Origin of the sequence: Methylophilus sp. 'Pure River', assembly GCF_046765995.1 — a bacterium.
Lineage (GTDB): Bacteria > Pseudomonadota > Gammaproteobacteria > Burkholderiales > Methylophilaceae > Methylophilus.
This window is the reverse complement of record NZ_JBKOUE010000002.1, coordinates 255,116-273,387: the sequence shown is the minus strand read 5'-3', so window position 1 is coordinate 273,387 and position 18,272 is coordinate 255,116. Positions and strand designations below refer to the sequence as shown.

Sequence of the window (18,272 nt, the reverse complement as noted above, 5' to 3'; positions counted from 1 at the left end):
AACCACATGAAACCAAGTATGTTACAAAAGCTCGCCAACCTCAGTGAGCGCCTCGAAGAACTCAACCGCCTGCTCAGCAGCGAAGGCGTGACTGACAACATGGATAACTACCGTAAGATCATGCAGGAACATACGGAAATTACCCCGATTGTTGAGCAGTACCATATCTATGCACAAACCGAGTCTGACATTAAAGAAGCGCATGCCATGCTGGCCGACCCGGAGATGAAAGAGTTTGCCCAGGAAGAAATCGACACTGGCAAAAAGCGCCTGGAAGAAGTCGCGCTGACACTGCAAAAACTGTTGCTGCCCAAAGACCCTAACGACGATAAAAATATCTTCCTTGAAATCCGCGCCGGTACCGGCGGTGACGAATCCGGCCTGTTTGCCGGGGACTTGTTCCGCATGTATTCACGCTTTGCCGACCGCCAGGGCTGGAAAGTGGAAGTCGTCTCTGCCAACGAAGGCGAAGTCGGCGGCTATAAAGAGGTCATTGCCAAAATCATCGGCTACGGCGCTTACTCAAAACTCAAATTCGAGTCCGGCGGCCACCGCGTACAACGCGTGCCAGATACTGAAACCCAGGGCCGCATCCACACCTCCGCCTGTACGGTCGCGATTCTGCCCGAGGTAGAAGAGGTGGGGGATGTTGAAATCAACCCGGCCGATATCCGGATTGACACCTTCCGCGCTTCAGGTGCCGGTGGTCAGCACATCAACAAAACCGACTCTGCCGTGCGCATTACCCACGCACCCACCGGCATCGTGGTCGAATGCCAGGATGGCCGCAGCCAGCACGCCAACAAAGCGCAAGCCATGCAAGTGTTGGCTGCGCGCATTAAAGCCAAGCAAGTCGACGAACAACAAAGCAAAATCGCCTCCGAGCGCCGCAACCTCATTGGCTCCGGTGACCGCTCAGAACGCATCCGCACCTACAACTACCCGCAAGGCCGTATTACAGACCACCGCATCAACCTGACGCTGTATAAAATTGAAGCCATCACTGAGGGCGATATGGACGAGTTGATTAATGCGCTGGCGACTGAATATCAGGCCGACTTGCTGGCGAGCCTGGGTGAAGACGCTTAAAACAGCCCGCCAAAACATGCGCACACCAGTACATCAAGGCAGTTGTTTATGTGAGCGCGTGCACTACGAAGTGACAGGCAATCTGGGCGCGCTGGTCTATTGCCATTGCAAGCGTTGCCGCAAAGCCACAGGCTCAGCGTTTATTGCCGTGGCACCCATCGCAAAAGCGGACTTCAATATCACGCAGGGCGCCGCCGCGCTGGCCACCTATCGCAGCGAAGCGGGCGTGTGCCGTAGCTTTTGCAGCCATTGCGGCTCACCTATCATCGCCTACCGGGAAAGCGATCCTGATACGCTCAGGCTGCGTATTGGCACACTAGATACTCCACTTCCTACTCAGGTCTCGGCACATATATTTGTCGCCTCAAAAGCCGAATGGCATGACTTTCACGATGATGCGCCGCAATATGCGGAACGCCCTTAACGAGAGGGCCATATTGAAATGACACAGTTTCGCCTGCCTGCCGCACCACGCAGCATCCAGAAAGATAACCCGATCAAGTTTTTGCTGGATAGCGAAGCCATTGATTGCCTGGCGCATAACATTGGCCTGGTGCACAGCGCTTTTGATACGCAAGTCTTTAAACAGTTAGCGCTTACCAACATTACACCACTAGGCTTTATGGATAGGTCGGCGCATATTGCGGCTGCTTTAAAAGCAACGCTGCCGGCCAAATTCTCGGATGCCACAGAGATTCTACTTAACACGCTGACGCCGCCCAACGTGCATACTGAGCGCCTGGGCTTGAGCGTGTTTTTCTACTTGCCACATACGCGTTTTATTGCCGAATATGGGCGTGATGCGCAACACAATGGTGGCGAGGATCCTTTTGACACGGCCATGCGCGCCCAATATGAATTGACGCGCCGCTTTACAGCCGAGTTTTCGATTCGCCCGTTTTTGATGCATGATTTTGACCGTACGCTGAACCAGTTAACGCAATGGCTGGATGATCCTGACCCGCATGTGCGGCGCTTGTGTTCTGAAGGTACGCGCTCGCGTTTGCCATGGGGCGCACGCATCCCGCAATTGATTAAAGACCCGACGCCAACCTTGCCGATTCTGGAGGCGCTCAAAAACGACCCCAGTTTATATGTGCGCCGTAGCGTGGCAAACCACTTGGGCGATATTGCCAAAGACCATCCGGCAGTAGCGTTTGAGCTATGTGAGCGCTGGCTCACCAATGCCGACACAGACCTGAAATGGGTGATCCGCCATGCTGTGCGCCATCCAGCCAAACAAGGCCACGCCACGGCGATTGCTTTGCGCAAAGCGGCCGGCGGCAGGTGATGATGTCTCACACTGTACAACAATGGCTACAAACGGCCCGGCAACAGTTGGCGCAATTTGTCCCGCCGGATGAGGCGAGTATGGAAGCGCAAATATTATTGATGCATGTGCTGAGTGTGAACCGTGCCTGGCTGATTGCACACGCAACTGACAACCTGACTGACATGTTTATCCCCAAGGTCGAATCACTCTTGCAACGCCGTTTGCAAGGCGAACCGGTTGCGCATATTTTGGGCTCACGCGAGTTTTTCGGGCTCGTGCTCAAAGTCACGCCAGACACCCTGATTCCACGCCCGGATACCGAAACGCTGGTGGAAGCCGCCTTAGAGAAAATCAACGGCCGCATGCGCGTATTAGATCTGGGCACCGGCACCGGCGCCATCGCACTGGCCATTGCCAAGCATGCACCAGCGTGTGAAGTCGTTGCGGTAGACGCGTCGGCCAGCGCGCTCGCCGTGGCGGCAGAAAATGCTGCGACGTTACAGCTTAGCAATGTGCAATTCCTTGCCAGCAACTGGTTTGCCGCATTGCACGCCAGCAAGTTTGACCTGATCGTCAGCAATCCGCCTTATATCGAAAGCAATGACCCACATTTGCAACAAGGCGATTTGCGTTTTGAGCCCATGAGTGCGCTGGCCTCTGGTGTGGATGGCTTGCAGGATATCCGACAAATTATCGCCCAGGCACCTGATTATTTACACGCAGGCGGCTGGCTAATGCTGGAACACGGCTACAATCAGGCCGAAGCCGTGCAGCAACTGCTGCATGCAGCAGGCTTGCAACAGATTCAAACACTGCACGATTTGGGCGGCAACCCCAGGGTCACCCTAGCGCAGCGGCAAACGACTGAATGAACAAACACGTATCACGCAAAGCAATAATCATTAATAAAAAACCAACAGGGGGCAATTCATGATTCAAAAATTACGCTTGGCGATCCGCAATGACCTGGAGGCACCAGAAGAAAACAGACACTTCGGCTCTGGCTGGTTAAGCGGCGTGGCCGCGCTGGTGCTGGGCATTGCCAGTCTGTGCCTGTTACTGGGCGAGCGCTTGCAAGGCGTGTTTTCAACCCAGATACTGTCACCACTCTACGCCTTGCCACAGTTCACAATCATAGTTCAAGCCTTGTTATTAGCCAGCTTTCTGCTCGCTTGCAGCAACCTGGTGTTACGTCGCAACCGTGTGTTAGGGTTTACGGCCATTTTGCTGGTGTTGCTCACCATCACCATTGCCGAAACCATAGATGCACAGGCCGCGCGCACCAGCGGGGTTGCCCTTAGCCTGGACTGGTTTGTGCTGAATATATTGCTCACCGGCTTTTTGTTTATTCCGCTGGAGAAACTGTTTGGCCGCCTGACCCAGCAACCCTTATTCCGGGACGAATGGCGCGAAGATTTGTTTTACTTTTTAATCAGCAGCGTGTTTGTGCAAACACTGACCCTGTTCACACTGGCACCTTCGATGACCATTTTGCACTACACCGGCGATTGGGCCAGTATGCGACAAGTCATCGCCAGCCAGCCATTATGGCTGCAAGTGCTTGAAATCATGTTTTTAACCGACTTTGTGCAGTACTGGTTTCATCGCGCTTTTCACCAAGTGCCTTTTTTATGGGGTTTCCACGCCGTGCATCACTCTGCCAAAAAGATGGACTGGCTGGCGGGTTCGCGCATGCACATTGTAGAAATTATCGGTTTGCGCAGCATGACAGTGGTGCCGATGTATGTGCTCGGTTTTGCTGAAGGCGCGTTGCATCTCTATATTTTGCTGGTGTACCTCAACGCTACCTTTGTGCATGCCAATGTTCGCTTTAATGTGGAGTGGCTGAAACCGTTGATCGTCACACCGCGCTTCCATCACTGGCATCACGGCATTGAAAAAGAAGCGATAGACGTCAACTTTGCCATTCATTTTCCGCTGTTCGACAAATTGTTTGGCACTTATTACATGCCTAAAAACCAATGGCCAAGCGGCTATGGCATCGGTGGCCATCCTGTGCCCAATGGCTATTGGAAGCAATTGATGTATCCATTTAAAAAATAGCATCTTCATATTGCGCACGATTTTTGCTGCTCGCAGTCTATCTGTGTGTAGCGAAAGGCCAACCATGTTTAATTTTAATGCAATCAAAGCGGTGCTGTTTGACCTGGACGGTGTGCTCTATATTGGGCAGCAGCCAATTGACGGCGCCATTGAGGCAGTCGCCAGGATCCGCCAGGCAGGCATCGCCGTGCGCTTTGTCACCAATACCAGCACCTTATCGCTCACGGCCTTGCAGCAAAAAATTAGCGGCCTGGGCTTCAATGTAGTGCCTGAAGAAATCATGAGTGCACCACAAGCGACCATTCAATATCTCAAAACGCAGCCTAACCCGGTATGTAAACTGTTACTGGCCGATGACGTGAAAAAGGACTTTGCCTGTTTTGACCAATCGGAAACAGCGGCCAATTATGTGGTGATTGGCGATATCGGTGACCGCTGGTCTTACGAGTTGCTTAATGAGGTGTTTCATTGCCTGGTGAATGGTGCGCAATTGATCGCCATCCACAAAAACCGGTTCTGGCAGACAGAAACTGGGTTGCAAATGGACATCGGCGCGTTTGTCACCGGCCTGGAATATGCCAGCAATACCAAAGCCATGCTGATGGGCAAACCTTCGCAACATTTTTTCAATATGGCCATTGATGCTTTGCGCCTCAAACCGCATGAAGTGGTGATGGTGGGCGATGATATTGATGCCGACGTCGGCGGCGCACAAGATGCAGGCTTGCATGGCGTGTTGGTGAAAACCGGCAAATACCGCGAAACCTATACCCGGCTGTCAGCGGTGGAACCTGATGCCACGATTCCGTCGGTGTCTGACCTGCCGGCATTATTGGGATGTTTGTCAGCAACGCCCTCCTAAAAGCAAGCCGCGCCCCATCTCGCCGTTTGGCATGCTGCATAGTATAATTGCAGCATGTCTGAATCGAATTCTGTTGGTATCGTCAAAGCGCAGGTCGCGCATTTCACCCAGCCGCTCACCCTGAAAAGCGGCGCCGTGTTGCCACAATACCACCTGACCTATGAAACCTATGGTGAACTCAACGCGGCCAAAACCAATGCCGTGTTGATCTGTCACGCGCTGTCTGGCAACCATCACGTCGCTGGCCGCTATTCGGCAGATGATAAATATCCTGGCTGGTGGGACAACCTGATTGGCCCCGGCAAACCGTTAGACACCAATAAATTCTTTGTGATCGGCCTCAACAACTTGGGTGGCTGTCACGGCAGTAGCGGCCCTTCGAGTGTCGATCCACTGACTGACAAGCCCTATAGCGCGACGTTCCCGGTCGTGACCGTGGAAGACTGGGTAGAATCACAAGCCCGTTTACTGGATTACCTGGGCATTGATCAATTAGCGGCCGTGATTGGTGGCAGCCTGGGCGGCATGCAGGCACTGCACTGGAACATCGTTTACCCGGAGCGCGTGCGCCATGCGTTTGTGATTGCCTCTGCGCCTAATTTAACCGCGCAGAACATGGCGTTTAATGAAGTAGCGCGCCAGGCCATTATTACCGACCCGGAGTTTTTTGACGGCGATTATTACAACCACGGTACGGTACCGCGTCGTGGTTTGCGCATTGCGCGTATGCTCGGCCACATCACCTATTTGTCTGACGACGTGATGGGCGAGAAATTCGGCCGTAAGCTGCGTCATGGTGACGTCAAATACAGTTTTGATGTCGAATTTGAAATGGAATCTTACTTACGCTATCAAGGCGATAAGTTTGCCGGTGAGTTTGACGCCAACACCTATTTGCGCATGACGCGCGCGCTGGATTACTTCGATCCGGCACTGGATTATGACGGTGACTTGAGCAAAGCCCTGCGTCGCGCGCAGGCAAAATTTGTGGTGATTTCATTTACCACCGATTGGCGCTTTTCACCTGCGCGCTCGCGTGAGATTGTCAAAGCACTACTCGATAACGCCTTGCCAGTGAAATATGCCGAGGTCACCTCAGATCACGGCCACGACGCATTCCTGATGCCAGACCCGTATTACCACGACATTATGCGCGCATATCTGGAGCAGATTAAAGTATGATAAATGCGAAAATTACAAATATTCGCCCAGATTTTGCATTAATTACAAACTGGGTGCATGTCAAAGCGAAAGTCCTTGACTTGGGTTGTGGTGACGGCACGCTGCTGACGCATTTACACGAAACACTGGCAACCACTGGCTACGGTATTGAGAAAGACGATGCCAACTGGCTGGCGGCATTAAAAAATGGCGTTGATGTGATTCAAATGAACCTTGAAGAAGGCTTGTCTGGCTTTGAAGACCAGTCGTTTGATACGGTGATTTTGTCACAAACCCTGCAAGCTATGCACAACACTGAAAGCATCGTGCAAGAGATGCTGCGCGTGGGCCGCGAAGTAATTGTGACTTTCCCCAACTTTGGTTACTGGCGTAACCGCATGCAGATTACATTCGGCACCATGCCAGTGTCTAAAAGCCTGCCTTACCAATGGTATGACACACCCAATGTGCACTTGTGCACCATCAATGATTTTGACGATTTTTGCGTGCAGCACCAAATTCAGGTCATTGAACGCAAAGTGATTACTGGCGGCCAGGATGTGCACTTACTACCCAATCTGATGGGCAACCTGGCGATGTATCGCCTAAGAAAATACAGCGCCTGATCGCCGCCACAGCAAACAATTACCCTAATATTCGCTGCCTACACTGGCTGACGAATAACCACTACCAACAATAGGGCGCATCTCGCATGCTGCCCTATTGCCCACAAAAGACCAACAATTAAAAATAACAGATATATTGACTTCCATCTATTATTTATCAATAATGATAATCATTCTTATTATCAATTAAATAAGAATACATGGTAAGACGTTTGTGAGTAACGCAGCCAGTTAAAAGATTCTGGCGCGGATTAAAGACGCCAGTCATTAATAATTACTCAAAAGGAAGTTAGTAAAATGAAAGCTCAATATTTAAGCATCGCTATCGGTGCAAGCCTGTTTGCAATCACCAGCCTGGCACAAGCCAACACTACTTACAGCAGCTTTGTCGACGTCACGGACTCAGTCTCGTTTGATGGCTGGAACCAGCTGAACCGTAACCGCGTTGATGATAATGGCGCCGCTAACCCACTGACCGCAGCGCAACTGGCCGCAGGTACCGCGGGCAACGTAGCAGGTTCAGGCGACGCGTTGCTGACTCAGGTTACCGGCAGCTACTACCCCGCTGGTTTTGGTTTGTATGGTGATGGCAACCTCACATTCACTGACAATACCGTTGCAAGCAATATCAGCTCCCTGGCATTCCAAGGCATCGTCAATGACTTCAATGCGTCATTCGGCGGTGAGGCATATACCATTACGCTGAGCTACAACGGCGGTAGCCAGGCAATCGCAGGCACATTGGTCAACTTTGTGAATACTGGTACTGTTGATGACTATTACTACTACTCCTGGGATTTGAGCGGTATTTCTACACCGATCACCTCTTACACTTTAAATTTCAGCGCTGGCTTCTCACAAGCCCTGGCCTTCCAAGTTGATCAAGTTGCCTCCGTGTCTTCAGTGCCTGAAGCTGACAGCTATGCCATGATGATGCTGGGCCTGGGTGTGATGGGTGCTGTTGTACGTCGTCGCAACAAATAATCACCGCATAATAAAGCCATGAAAAAAGCCCCGGGATTGCCGGGGCTTTTTATTTAGCGATACACTAATTCAAATGCAAGGCTTTCAGGCGGCGATACAAGGTGTTTCTGCTCATGCCCAATTGGCGCGCCACCGCAGACACATTGCCCGCCTGTTGTTGCATCGCAATACGGATGGCCTCATCAGACTGTGCTTTCAAGGTTAATACCGGTTGCAGCACGATGTCACGCTCGGCCTCCACTGCCATTTCATCCAGAAAATCATGCGTCAGGTGCTGCCGCTCGATCACACCGCCATCGGCCAGTGCTACTGCCGTACGCAACACATTATGCAACTGGCGCACATTGCCCGGCCACGGATGCGTGGCAAATATGGCCATCACGTCATCACTTAGTGTGGTTTGTGGTGCCTGCTCAATTTGCAGAATCATCTGGATCAAGCGTGACATATCCTGGCGCTGGCGCAAGGCAGGTAACTGCACGGTTAACCCGTTGATACGGTAATACAAATCACTGCGGAACTCGCCTGCTGCCACTTTATCCTTGAGCTTCTGGTTGGTAGCGCTCAGCAATATAAAATTCACAGGGATGGATTTGCTGGAACCTAAAGGCGTCACGCTGCGTTCCTGCAATACACGCAGCAACCTGGCCTGTAACGACAAAGGCATATCGCCGATTTCATCCAGGAACAAGGTACCACCATCAGCCTGCTGGATTTTGCCAACATTGCCTTTACGCTTGGCGCCGGTATACGCCCCTTCTTCATAGCCGAACAATTCAGCTTCGATCAATCCTTCCGGCAACGCCGCACAATTGACCGCAATAAACGGCTGCGCCCGACGCGCACTGGCATCATGAATCGCCCGTGAAAATAATTCTTTACCGGCGCCGGTTTCACCCAGGATCAAGACCGGGATATCGCGGTTAAGCACTTGCTTGACCTGACTGATGGCTAATTTTAATTGCGGGTCGCCGCTATCCAATAACTCCAGGCTAGCCGCCGACTCACGAGGCACAGACTGCACTGGCCTGCTGGCTATGCCAGGCGCCTGCAGGCTGGACGCACGTGCAAACAGGCGCGCACCGTTGCGCAATCGCAAGGGGAACAAGACATCAGACGACAATCCACGCTGTTTGAATACCAGCCAAGATTCATCAAAAATATCTTCAAACGGGATGCGACGAGCGGATAACACATCCTGGTCCAGCGGCAGGCCGAACTGGAACTGGCCGCTACGGTTAATCGCCTGCAGCTGGCCCTGCGCATCAAATAAGGCCACGCCTTCCCACAGCGTGCCGATGAATTCTGGCCGCACATGGAAATGCACACCAATGTCACCCTCGGCTGTGGCATGGAACAAGCGGTTTTCCACCATTTGCGCGGCCATTTTGACCAGGGCAAGTGTGTGTTGTTGCGGCGCATTTAAGTCATTGGACACATCCAGCGTGGCGACCAGGTGATTGTTAGCCGCAAATATAGGCACGGCAGAGCAACTTAATGAATGGTGATAAGCCATAAAGTGCTCGGCACCTTGCACGCTGATCGGCAGGCGCTCGACCAGCGCAGTCCCAATCGCATTGGTGCCACGGTGTTCCTCGCTCCACGAGGCGCCCGGCAACAATGAAGCACGAATCTGGTTTTCTTCAACGCCTTCACCGCGAGTGCGCAAGATCACACCTTCGCTGTCAGTCAAAATCACCAGGCTGCGCGTATGGGCAATTTGCTCGCTGAGCGTGAGCATTTCCGGCTCGGCATGCGTCAGTAATAAACGGTTTTTTTCCAGTCGCTGCGACAGTTCCTGCGCCGTAATAATCTGGTCTTCACCTGGCGCCTGCTCGTCCACGCCTTTGACCATGCAACGCCGCCATGAGCGTGCAATCGCCTCAGCAATGGCACGCTGATCGTCGCGCATGCCAGGCTGTGGCATTTGAGAAGCGGGCGGGGAATATTTATTGGGCATTTAACACTGAACACCTGTCACATCAGATTGAACAACTGTACCAGTATGACACAGTCGTGAACAGTATTCGCCGCGCGGCGACCCCTCATGAATGTTTTCATACCAGATTAAGCAATTGATTTTAATTCATTTTTTACAATTTCCCAAATAATGCATGCAGTTGGCACGCGCGTTGCAAACAATGGCAAGCCGTCACAAAAGAAGCCTTTGCTGACCGCTTGCAACACCACACATTCCAGCTTCACCGCAACCATTTTGGAGGTTATTTATGCAACAACGTATCAAGCTCGCCATCACTGCAATGATGCTAGCCAGCGTGAGCACCAGCGTATTGGCAAATGCCGAACTGGACGCCATGATGAAAGACGACAACCAGTGGCCGATGGCGCGTAAAGACTACGCAAACCAAGGTTACAGCCGCCTGTCGCAAATCAACAAGAGCAACATCAAACAATTGAAATTGGCCTGGACATTTGCCACCGGCGTTAACCGCGGCCACGAAGGTGCGCCACTGGTCATTGGCAATACCATGTATATCCACACCGCATTCCCGAACAACGTGTATGCGCTGGACCTGAACGACAACCAGAAAATCCTGTGGTCTTATTTTCCTAAACAAGATCCGGATGTGCAGTCTGTATTGTGCTGCGATAACGTAAACAAGGGCTTGGGCTACGGCGACGGCAAGATTCTGCTGCAACAGAATAATGGCGTGCTGGTGGCTTTGGATGCCAAAACCGGCGCCAAATTGTGGGACGTGAAGGTAAACGACCCGAAAATGGGCGCTGCCAACACCAATGTACCACACGTGTTTAAAGACAAGGTCATTACTGGCTGTTCTGGTGGTGAGTTCGGCGTGCGTTGCCATATTTCAGCATACAACCTCAAAGATGGCAGTCTGGCATGGAAAGCCTATAGCACCGGTCCTGATAGCGAAATGCTGATCGGCAAGGACTTCAACAAAGAAAACCCGCACTACAACGCCTTGTCTGTGTATGAAGACGTGAACGGCGGCAACAAAATGGGCGGCTCCTTCAAGCCGCTGGATAAATCTCAATTGAAATATCCTGAAGCAGACCTGGGTGTGCGCACCTGGTTGAAACCGCAGCAACAGAAAGACGGCTGGCAAAACGGTGGCGGCCCAACCTGGGGCTGGTACTCATACGATCCTAAATTAAACCTGATGTACTACGGCACCGGCAACCCAGGCACCTGGAACCCGGACGTACGTCCTGGCGATAACAAATGGTCGATGACGATTTTTGCCCGCGACCTCGATACAGGCATGGCACGCTGGGCTTACCAGATGACACCACATGACGAGTGGGATTACGACGGCATGAACGAGATCATTCTGTGGGAAGCCAACGGCAAACAACTGGCCTCACACTTTGACCGTAACGGTTTTGGCTACACCTTTGACCGCACTAACGGCACTTTGCTGGTAGCGGAAAAAATGCATCCGTTCGTCAACTGGGCGACCAAGATTGACCTGAAAACAGGGATTCCGGTCAAAGATCCGAAATACTCCACGCACCAGGATTACAACGCTAAAGGCGTGTGTCCTTCTGCACTGGGTGTGAAAGACGAGCAACCAGCGGCTTACTCACCTAAAAACAAAACCTTCTATGTGCCTTTGAATCACGTGTGCATGACGTATGAGCCTGTTGAGTCCAAGTATGTGGCTGGTCAACCATGGGTAGGCGCGACCTTGACCATGTTTGCTGGTCCTGACGGTGTGATGGGTGGCTTTATGGCCTGGGATGGCCTCAAAGGCAAAGCCCAGTGGTACAACAAAGAGAAATTCTCTGCCTGGGGCGGCGCATTGGTCACCGCCTCTGACCTGGTGTTCTACGGCACGCTGGACCGTTGGGTCAAAGCACTGGACGCCAAAACCGGTAAAGAACTGTGGAAATTCCAGGTCGGTTCCGGCGTGGTCGGCAACATGATCACCTACGGCCACAAAGGCAAGCAATACGTAGGCGTATTGTCCGGTATTGGTGGCTGGGCTGGTGTGGCCATGAACCTGGGCCTGACCAACGATACCGATGGTTTGGGTGCAGCCGGTGGTTACAAAGAGCTGACCAAATACAACGCTGCGCCTGGTGGCGGTGGCATGAACGTATTCAGTTTATAAGGAAGGAAATCTGATGCAATTATTCAACAAAACCTTGCTGGCCACAGCATTGCTGGCGGTGACTGCTTCAGCCATCGCTGGCAGCGGCGCCGAAGCACTGGCACAGAAAAACGGCTGCCTGTTATGCCACGGCGTAGACAAAAAAATTGTAGGCCCTGCTTACAAAGATGTCGCAGCCAAATACAAAGGTGACAAAACCGCAGAAGCCAAGTTGATTCAAAAAGTTAAAACTGGCGGTAGCGGTGCGTGGGGCGAGATGCCTATGCCACCTAACAGCCCGCAAGTGAAGGACGACGATATCAAGACCATCGTCCAGTGGGTATTAAGTTTGTAGTTCCCCTGTGAAATAAAGCGTCAGTGGCAGCGCTGGAATATGGCTGCCATGCTTGCAACGGTGCCTCCACTGACGCTGCATTTCCAACGTTTTACCATTGATCTCCGAGTGTGGCCAACCCGCAAGGGTTGGCTTTTTTTTGCCTTGAGATTGGCGACCCGTTAAAAGCGTTTACAATGCGGGCATGACCATTGCACAAACCCTGTTTACGCGCCGCATGCTCATGTGTGTGGCACTCGGCTTTAGCTCCGGCCTGCCACTTTACCTGCTACTGCAACTCCTGCCCGCCTGGCTACGCAGTGAAGGCCTCAACCTTAAAACCATCGCCGCCTTTGCCTTTATGCAGTTGCCCTACACCTGGAAGTTTTTATGGGCGCCGCTGATGGACAGATACAGCCTGCTACAAGCGCTCGGACGCCGCCGCAGCTGGATATTAGCCACACAACTGGCCTTGCTTGCCAGCATTATCAGCCTGGGCATGTTTCAACCGCAACAAGACATCACCACAGTCGCTCTCCTCGCCACTCTGGTCGCCCTGTTTTCCGCCAGCCAGGACATCGTCATTGACGCCTACCGTCGCGAAATTTTAAGTGATGAAGAGCTCGGCCTGGGCAACAGCATCCACGTCAACGCCTACCGCATCGCCGGGCTGGTCCCAGGCTCACTGGCACTCATTCTCGCCGATCACCTGCCATGGTCACAAGTGTTCCTGATTGTCGGCCTGTTTATGCTGCCCGGCATCGGCTTTACCCTGTGGTCACAAGAGCCTGCCATTGTCAGCACACCCAAAACTCTGCTGGCCTCGGTCGTAGAGCCATTTAAAGAATTCATGCAACGCAGCGACTGGCAGCACGCGCTGTGGGTATTACTGTTTATCCTGCTATACAAACTCGGCGACAGCATGGCCACCGCACTCGCCACCCCGTTCTATATCGACATGGGCTACAGCAAAACCGATATCGGCGCGATTGTGAAGGGCAGTGGCCTGGTGATGCAAATTGCCGGTGCCTTTGTCGGTGGTTTATGGATGCTTAAACTCGGCATCAATCGCGGCCTGTGGGTGTTTGGGGTAGTGCAGGCCTTATCAATACTCGGTTTTGCCTGGCTGGCACATAGCGGCCCGTTTACCGAGATTGGCGTGGTTGAACGCAGCATGCTGGGCATTGTGATTGGTGTTGAAGCGTTTGGCATCGGTCTGGGCACCGCGGCCTATGTCGCCTATATGGCGCGTGAAACGAATCCAGCGTATACCGCAACACAGCTCGCATTGTTTACCAGCCTGTCGGCCGTCCCGCGCTCTGTGTTTAATGCACTTACTGGCGGCATGGTGGAGAGCCTAGGGTGGGAGCAGTTTTTTTATGTGTGTACGTTGTTGGCGATTCCGGGGATGTTACTGTTGTTTAAGGTAGCGCCTTGGCGAGAACGCTAAGTTTTTTAGGAAATAAAAGGCATTCTTTTTCGCCTCTCGGCGAGTCACTTTCTGGTGCTTGTCCCCCAGAAAGTAACCAAAGAGGAAGACACCCAGCCATCACGGCCTAAAGGCTCCCTTGCGTTGCTCAACAAAATAAGTCGGTCACGAAACTCAACCTGGCAGCTCACAAACCCCGTGAGCTGCTGCAGGATTCGGACAGTCGCTCCCTCTCCTCTTATTTTGTCTCCGCTACTCAGCGTGATGGAATGGGATTTATCTCGCCAAACTCACATTGTAGAAATCTCAACGGTTGGAAATCAGATTGATTTGTTCAGTCCGACCATCGTGGCGCTTACTGGTTTTCGGGGTCCCCATCTGCCGCGCCGAGCAACGCAGGGTTGACGGGAGTATTCGGCCATCGGCTGTTCGAGCTCCACAACAAGCCACGAAGTGTGTGGCTTGTCAGGGCGAGTTTCGATGGACGCCCGGCAAGCCGAGTAGCGCAGGAAATAAGCGGAAGTTGGGGTGTATTGTTCTTTGCCTTCTTTCTTATGGACAAGCATAAGAAAGAATGGTCGCCGTAAAGGCGAAATAGATCGATCATAAACTCACGTTGTGCAAACAAAGAAAAGCTCCAACAACACAACACCCTTAAGAACAACCCTCTTTAATCAATCCGCATAATCCACCGTCAAAGGTGCATGATCACTAAACCGTTCCGCCTTATATACACTGGCCGCAATCACCTTTGCGCCTAATGCCGGTGTTGCCAACTGGTAATCAATACGCCAACCGACGTTCTTGGCCCATGCTTGGCCACGGTTGCTCCACCAGGTATAGCATTCATCCGTGGTATCAGGATATAGACCGCGGTAGGTATCCACCCAACCCACACGCCCCAGCACATCAGTCATCCAGGCGCGTTCTTCTGGCAAAAAGCCGGAATTTTTACGGTTGCCTTTAAAGTTCTTGAGATCGATTTCCTGGTGCGCGATATTCCAGTCACCGCAAATCACCACGTCACGACCAGAAGCGACCAACTGCTCAAGATGCGGCAAGAATAAATCCATGACCTGGAACTTGAATTGCTGACGCTCTTCACCACTGGAGCCGCTGGGCAGGTATAAAGACACCACACTCAAATTGCCATATTGGCATTCCAGGTAGCGACCTTCAGCGTCAATGTGCGCATGACCCAAACCAATGATGACTTTATCAGCAGGCTGTTTACTGTAGATGCCCACACCGCTATAGCCTTTTTTCTCGGCATAGTGGAAATAGCCGTGATAACCGGGCGGCTGCAACATCTCGGGTTGCATGTCGCCAGCTTGCGCTTTGAGCTCCTGCAAACAGATAATATCGCCACCACTATTCGCCAGCCAGGGCAAAAAGCCTTTGTTACAGGCCGACCGTATGCCATTGAGGTTCAAGGTTATAATACGCATTGTCTAAATACTTTCTGCTTTTAAAAATGACTGCCAACACACTCAGTGCCGATTTTATTGCTTTTTCCATCCAGAAACAGGTGTTGCGCTTTGGTGAATTTAAAACCAAAGCCGGGCGCTTAAGCCCCTATTTTTTTAACGCTGGCCTGTTTGATGATGGCGAAAGCATGCTCAAACTGGGCGAATTTTACGCCAACAGCATTCTACAGTCTGGCCTACAATTCGACATGCTGTTTGGACCCGCTTATAAAGGTATTCCGCTGGTCACGGCCATCAGCATTGCGTTTGCGCGCATGGGTAAAAACTACCCTTATGCCTACAACCGCAAAGAGGCCAAAGACCACGGCGAAGGCGGCACATTGGTCGGCGCCGCGCTCAAAGGCCGTGTGCTGATTATTGATGATGTAATTTCTGCAGGCACGTCTATTCGTGAATCCGTAGAGCTGATCCGCCACGCGGGTGCCACGCCTTGTGCAGTAAGCATTGCTTTGGATCGCCAGGAAAAAGGCTTGGGCGAATTGTCCGCGGTTCAAGAAGTGGAGCAAACCAACCAGATGCCGGTCGTCAGTATCGCCAAACTGGCCGATTTGTTCACGTATCTGCAAGGAAATGATCAATTGGCGCAATACTTCCCGGCGATTGAAGCGTATCGTGCGCAATATTGCGTACGATAGACAGTGAGCCAAACAATAAACAATAAAGCGAGCAAAGGCTCGTTTTATTTATTTAAGCATACCCATTAAACGCGACATAATCAGCGCTGGGTTATTCTCCACCGCACCATTCGGTGTCAATTGATTCACGACATCCGGCAAATGTTCGGCAATTTTGCCAGTCAGTTCGTCAGTGCTCATGTTCAGCTTACCAGCAAGCCCTGCCAACACAGCGCTGCCTAATGCCGCGCCAATTTGTTGCGCGTTTACGCTCTGGTTAGCGCCTGTACCCACCCAGGAATCCACCTGTTCGGTCAAACCGCCATTTTTGAGTGCCTGCAAAATACCCGGCAACCCACCGTATTGCTGAAACAACTCCATGGCCAGTTTTGCCAATGGGCCTTTATCACCCATGACTTTGTTCATCATGGCGCCAGCGACGCTATCGAATAATCCCATTATGGCTACTCCTAATATAGTTAATTGTTTAAACTTTTCTTTCGCCTCTCGGCGAGTTACTTTCTGATGCTTGCCCCTCAGAAAGTAACCAAAGAGGAAGACACCCAGCCATCACGGCCTAAAGGCTTCCTTGCGTTGCTCAGCTTAGGACTTTCGTCCGTTGCCTTGCCGGACTTAGGCATAAGCGGTCACGAAACTCATCCTAGCGGGCTGCACAATACGCAGCCCACCGCGGGATTCGAACAGTCGCTCCCTCTCTTCTTATTTTGTCTCCGCTACTCAGCGTGATGGGATGGGATTGATCTCATCTAACCTGCATTGATTTAGTTCGGACGGTTAAAGAAACAGATTCTTTTTGTTAAACCCGCTAAACGATGCTGCTCGCTTGGTGTTCGGGGTCCCCATCTGCCGCGCCGAGCAACGCAGGGGTGGCGGGAGTATTCGGCCATCGTCTGTCCGAGCTCCGCAATAAGCCACGTTTCGTGTGGCTTGTCAGGGCGAGTTTCGATGGACGCCCGCCAAGCCGAGTAGCGCAAGGAAAAAGCGGAAGCTGGGGTGCACTTTCTTTTGGTTACTTGTTCTTTGGGCAAGCAAAGAAAAGTAACTCGCTGTAAAAGCGAAAAACAACGCCCCAATCACCCAACAACAACTCTAAAGAATAATCTTCCCAAGCTATCCTCAAAAAATCCCATCAAAACCGCTCATGTGCAGCCAAATACCGCCATTGCCCCGGCGGTAACTTCCCTAGATTGATACTACCAATACGAATACGTTTTAACCCAACCACATGCAAGCCAACCAATTCGCACATGCGACGAATCTGCCGTTTGCGGCCTTCACGCAACACAAATCGCAATTGGTCTTCATTCTGCCAAGAGACTTTAGCGGGCCTCAGCTGAACGCCATCCAGACTAAGGCCGTGGTTTAATAACGCTAGGCCATTAGCGCTCAGCTGGCCTTCTACACGCACCAGATATTCTTTTTCTACATTGGAGTCATCACCAATCAGCTTGCGTGCAACGCGGCCATCCTGGGTAAGTACCAGCAAACCGGTGGAGTCGATATCCAACCTGCCAGCCGGGGCCAGGCCACGCAAATGCCCGCGCTTGAACTCAATGCCACTGCTATCTTCTGACCATTGATTGTCCGGATTAAACAGCACAACCGCAGGTTCATAACCATCCTCGGCTTGCCCGCTGACGTAACCAACAGGTTTGTGCAGCAAAATGGTCACCGTTTCGGCCTGGTGCTCTTTGGCGTAGGTACTGATGATAATCTCGGCATCTGGATCTATACGCGTGCCTAAGGTTTCGATGATTTCGCCATTGACCTTGACCCAGCCGTTGACGATCCAGTCATCGGCTTCACGGCGCGAGCACAGGCCACGGTCTGCCATCACTTTAGATAAGCGCGGTTGCAAGTCAGCGTCTGCCTCGGTTGGGGCTGGTCTGCGAACGGGTGGGCGGTCAGCTGTTTTCGCAGCATATGGGCGATCTTTATCACGCGGCTTTTCGCTACGGCCTGCGCCTGACCTGTTTACAGGTGGGCGTCCGCCAGCATGTGCTGGCTTCCCTGCCGAGTTGCGCGGTTCTTTATCTTTAAATACTTTGTCTTTGCGGGGTGCCTGCTCTTTTGGGCCAGCATCTTGCTGCACCTCGGCATACACCTCTTTTTTAGCAGGTGGTTTAGTACGATCACGCAACTCAGGTGACAAGCGCCTAACGGTTTTCTGGCGCGCTTGATCAGTGGTGGCGGGGGATTTATTGAGTTTGAGCGTAGACAAAACAGTCTTCTCACTAATGAAAGATGAATAA

Annotated in this window: 17 protein-coding genes; 13 read left to right on the top strand and 4 right to left on the bottom strand. The window is 52.1% G+C overall.

Features of this window, described 5'->3' with window-relative positions; translation table 11 throughout:
* Positions 1-6 precede the first annotated feature (6 nt).
* The 9 genes from prfA (at position 7) to ACIDE9_RS03515 (ending at position 8,059) form a co-directional block, all read left to right on the top strand.
* Positions 7-1,089, top strand: coding sequence for a peptide chain release factor 1 (prfA, locus tag ACIDE9_RS03555; protein ID WP_411992736.1), 1,083 nt, complete (start codon positions 7-9; stop codon positions 1,087-1,089).
* A 16-nt stretch (positions 1,090-1,105) separates the two neighbouring features.
* Entirely contained in the window at positions 1,106-1,513 is a 408-nt protein-coding gene (locus ACIDE9_RS03550) for a GFA family protein (protein ID WP_411992734.1), read from the top strand.
* An 18-nt stretch (positions 1,514-1,531) separates the two neighbouring features.
* Entirely contained in the window at positions 1,532-2,380 is an 849-nt protein-coding gene (locus ACIDE9_RS03545) for a DNA alkylation repair protein (protein ID WP_411992733.1), read from the top strand.
* 2 nt (positions 2,381-2,382) lie between these two features.
* Positions 2,383-3,234 (top strand): peptide chain release factor N(5)-glutamine methyltransferase, encoded by an 852-nt coding sequence (gene prmC / locus ACIDE9_RS03540; RefSeq protein WP_411992847.1) that lies wholly within the window; start codon positions 2,383-2,385, stop codon positions 3,232-3,234.
* 58 nt (positions 3,235-3,292) lie between these two features.
* Positions 3,293-4,426: a sterol desaturase family protein gene (locus ACIDE9_RS03535; protein ID WP_411992732.1), complete on the top strand. Its 1,134-nt coding sequence runs from the start codon at positions 3,293-3,295 to the stop codon at positions 4,424-4,426.
* 64 nt (positions 4,427-4,490) lie between these two features.
* Positions 4,491-5,288, top strand: a complete 798-nt coding sequence (locus ACIDE9_RS03530) for a TIGR01458 family HAD-type hydrolase (protein WP_411992730.1) — start codon at positions 4,491-4,493, stop codon at positions 5,286-5,288.
* 54 nt (positions 5,289-5,342) lie between these two features.
* Positions 5,343-6,470: a homoserine O-succinyltransferase MetX gene (metX, locus tag ACIDE9_RS03525; protein WP_194752488.1), complete on the top strand. Its 1,128-nt coding sequence runs from the start codon at positions 5,343-5,345 to the stop codon at positions 6,468-6,470.
* Positions 6,467-7,075: a methionine biosynthesis protein MetW gene (gene metW, locus ACIDE9_RS03520; protein WP_411992728.1), complete on the top strand. Its 609-nt coding sequence runs from the start codon at positions 6,467-6,469 to the stop codon at positions 7,073-7,075. Before metX ends, metW begins: the two co-directional genes overlap by 4 nt.
* A 297-nt stretch (positions 7,076-7,372) precedes the next feature.
* Complete coding sequence (locus ACIDE9_RS03515; protein ID WP_411992726.1) at positions 7,373-8,059, top strand: PEP-CTERM sorting domain-containing protein; 687 nt, start codon at positions 7,373-7,375, stop codon at positions 8,057-8,059.
* Between the two features lie 64 nt (positions 8,060-8,123).
* Here the strand turns inward: ACIDE9_RS03515 and ACIDE9_RS03510 are convergent, their stop codons facing one another.
* Positions 8,124-9,986, bottom strand: coding sequence for a sigma-54-dependent Fis family transcriptional regulator (locus ACIDE9_RS03510; RefSeq protein WP_411992845.1), 1,863 nt, complete (start codon positions 9,984-9,986; stop codon positions 8,124-8,126).
* 301 nt (positions 9,987-10,287) lie between these two features.
* On the opposite strand from ACIDE9_RS03510, the gene ACIDE9_RS03505 reads away from it, so the two are divergent.
* From ACIDE9_RS03505 to ACIDE9_RS03495, 3 genes are all read left to right on the top strand, one after another.
* Positions 10,288-12,156, top strand: coding sequence for a methanol/ethanol family PQQ-dependent dehydrogenase (locus tag ACIDE9_RS03505; RefSeq protein ID WP_194752491.1), 1,869 nt, complete (start codon positions 10,288-10,290; stop codon positions 12,154-12,156).
* Between the two features lie 13 nt (positions 12,157-12,169).
* Positions 12,170-12,490, top strand: coding sequence for a c-type cytochrome (locus ACIDE9_RS03500; RefSeq protein WP_411992724.1), 321 nt, complete (start codon positions 12,170-12,172; stop codon positions 12,488-12,490).
* 184 nt (positions 12,491-12,674) lie between these two features.
* Positions 12,675-13,919: an AmpG family muropeptide MFS transporter gene (locus ACIDE9_RS03495; protein WP_411992723.1), complete on the top strand. Its 1,245-nt coding sequence runs from the start codon at positions 12,675-12,677 to the stop codon at positions 13,917-13,919.
* A 653-nt stretch (positions 13,920-14,572) separates the two neighbouring features.
* Here the strand turns inward: ACIDE9_RS03495 and ACIDE9_RS03490 are convergent.
* Complete coding sequence (locus tag ACIDE9_RS03490) at positions 14,573-15,346, bottom strand: exodeoxyribonuclease III (RefSeq protein ID WP_411992721.1); 774 nt, start codon at positions 15,344-15,346, stop codon at positions 14,573-14,575.
* 26 nt (positions 15,347-15,372) lie between these two features.
* On the opposite strand from ACIDE9_RS03490, the gene pyrE reads away from it, so the two are divergent.
* Positions 15,373-16,020 carry an orotate phosphoribosyltransferase gene (gene pyrE, locus ACIDE9_RS03485; protein WP_411992719.1) on the top strand — a complete coding sequence of 216 codons (648 nt, stop codon included), beginning with the start codon at positions 15,373-15,375 and terminating at the stop codon, positions 16,018-16,020.
* Between the two features lie 48 nt (positions 16,021-16,068).
* On the opposite strand, the gene ACIDE9_RS03480 is transcribed toward pyrE, so the two are convergent.
* Together ACIDE9_RS03480 and ACIDE9_RS03475 are read right to left on the bottom strand one after the other, a co-directional pair.
* Positions 16,069-16,458 carry a YidB family protein gene (locus tag ACIDE9_RS03480; RefSeq protein WP_411992717.1) on the bottom strand — a complete coding sequence of 130 codons (390 nt, stop codon included), beginning with the start codon at positions 16,456-16,458 and terminating at the stop codon, positions 16,069-16,071.
* Between the two features lie 691 nt (positions 16,459-17,149).
* Positions 17,150-18,241 (bottom strand): pseudouridine synthase, encoded by a 1,092-nt coding sequence (locus ACIDE9_RS03475; RefSeq protein WP_411992715.1) that lies wholly within the window; start codon positions 18,239-18,241, stop codon positions 17,150-17,152.
* Positions 18,242-18,272 lie beyond the last annotated feature (31 nt).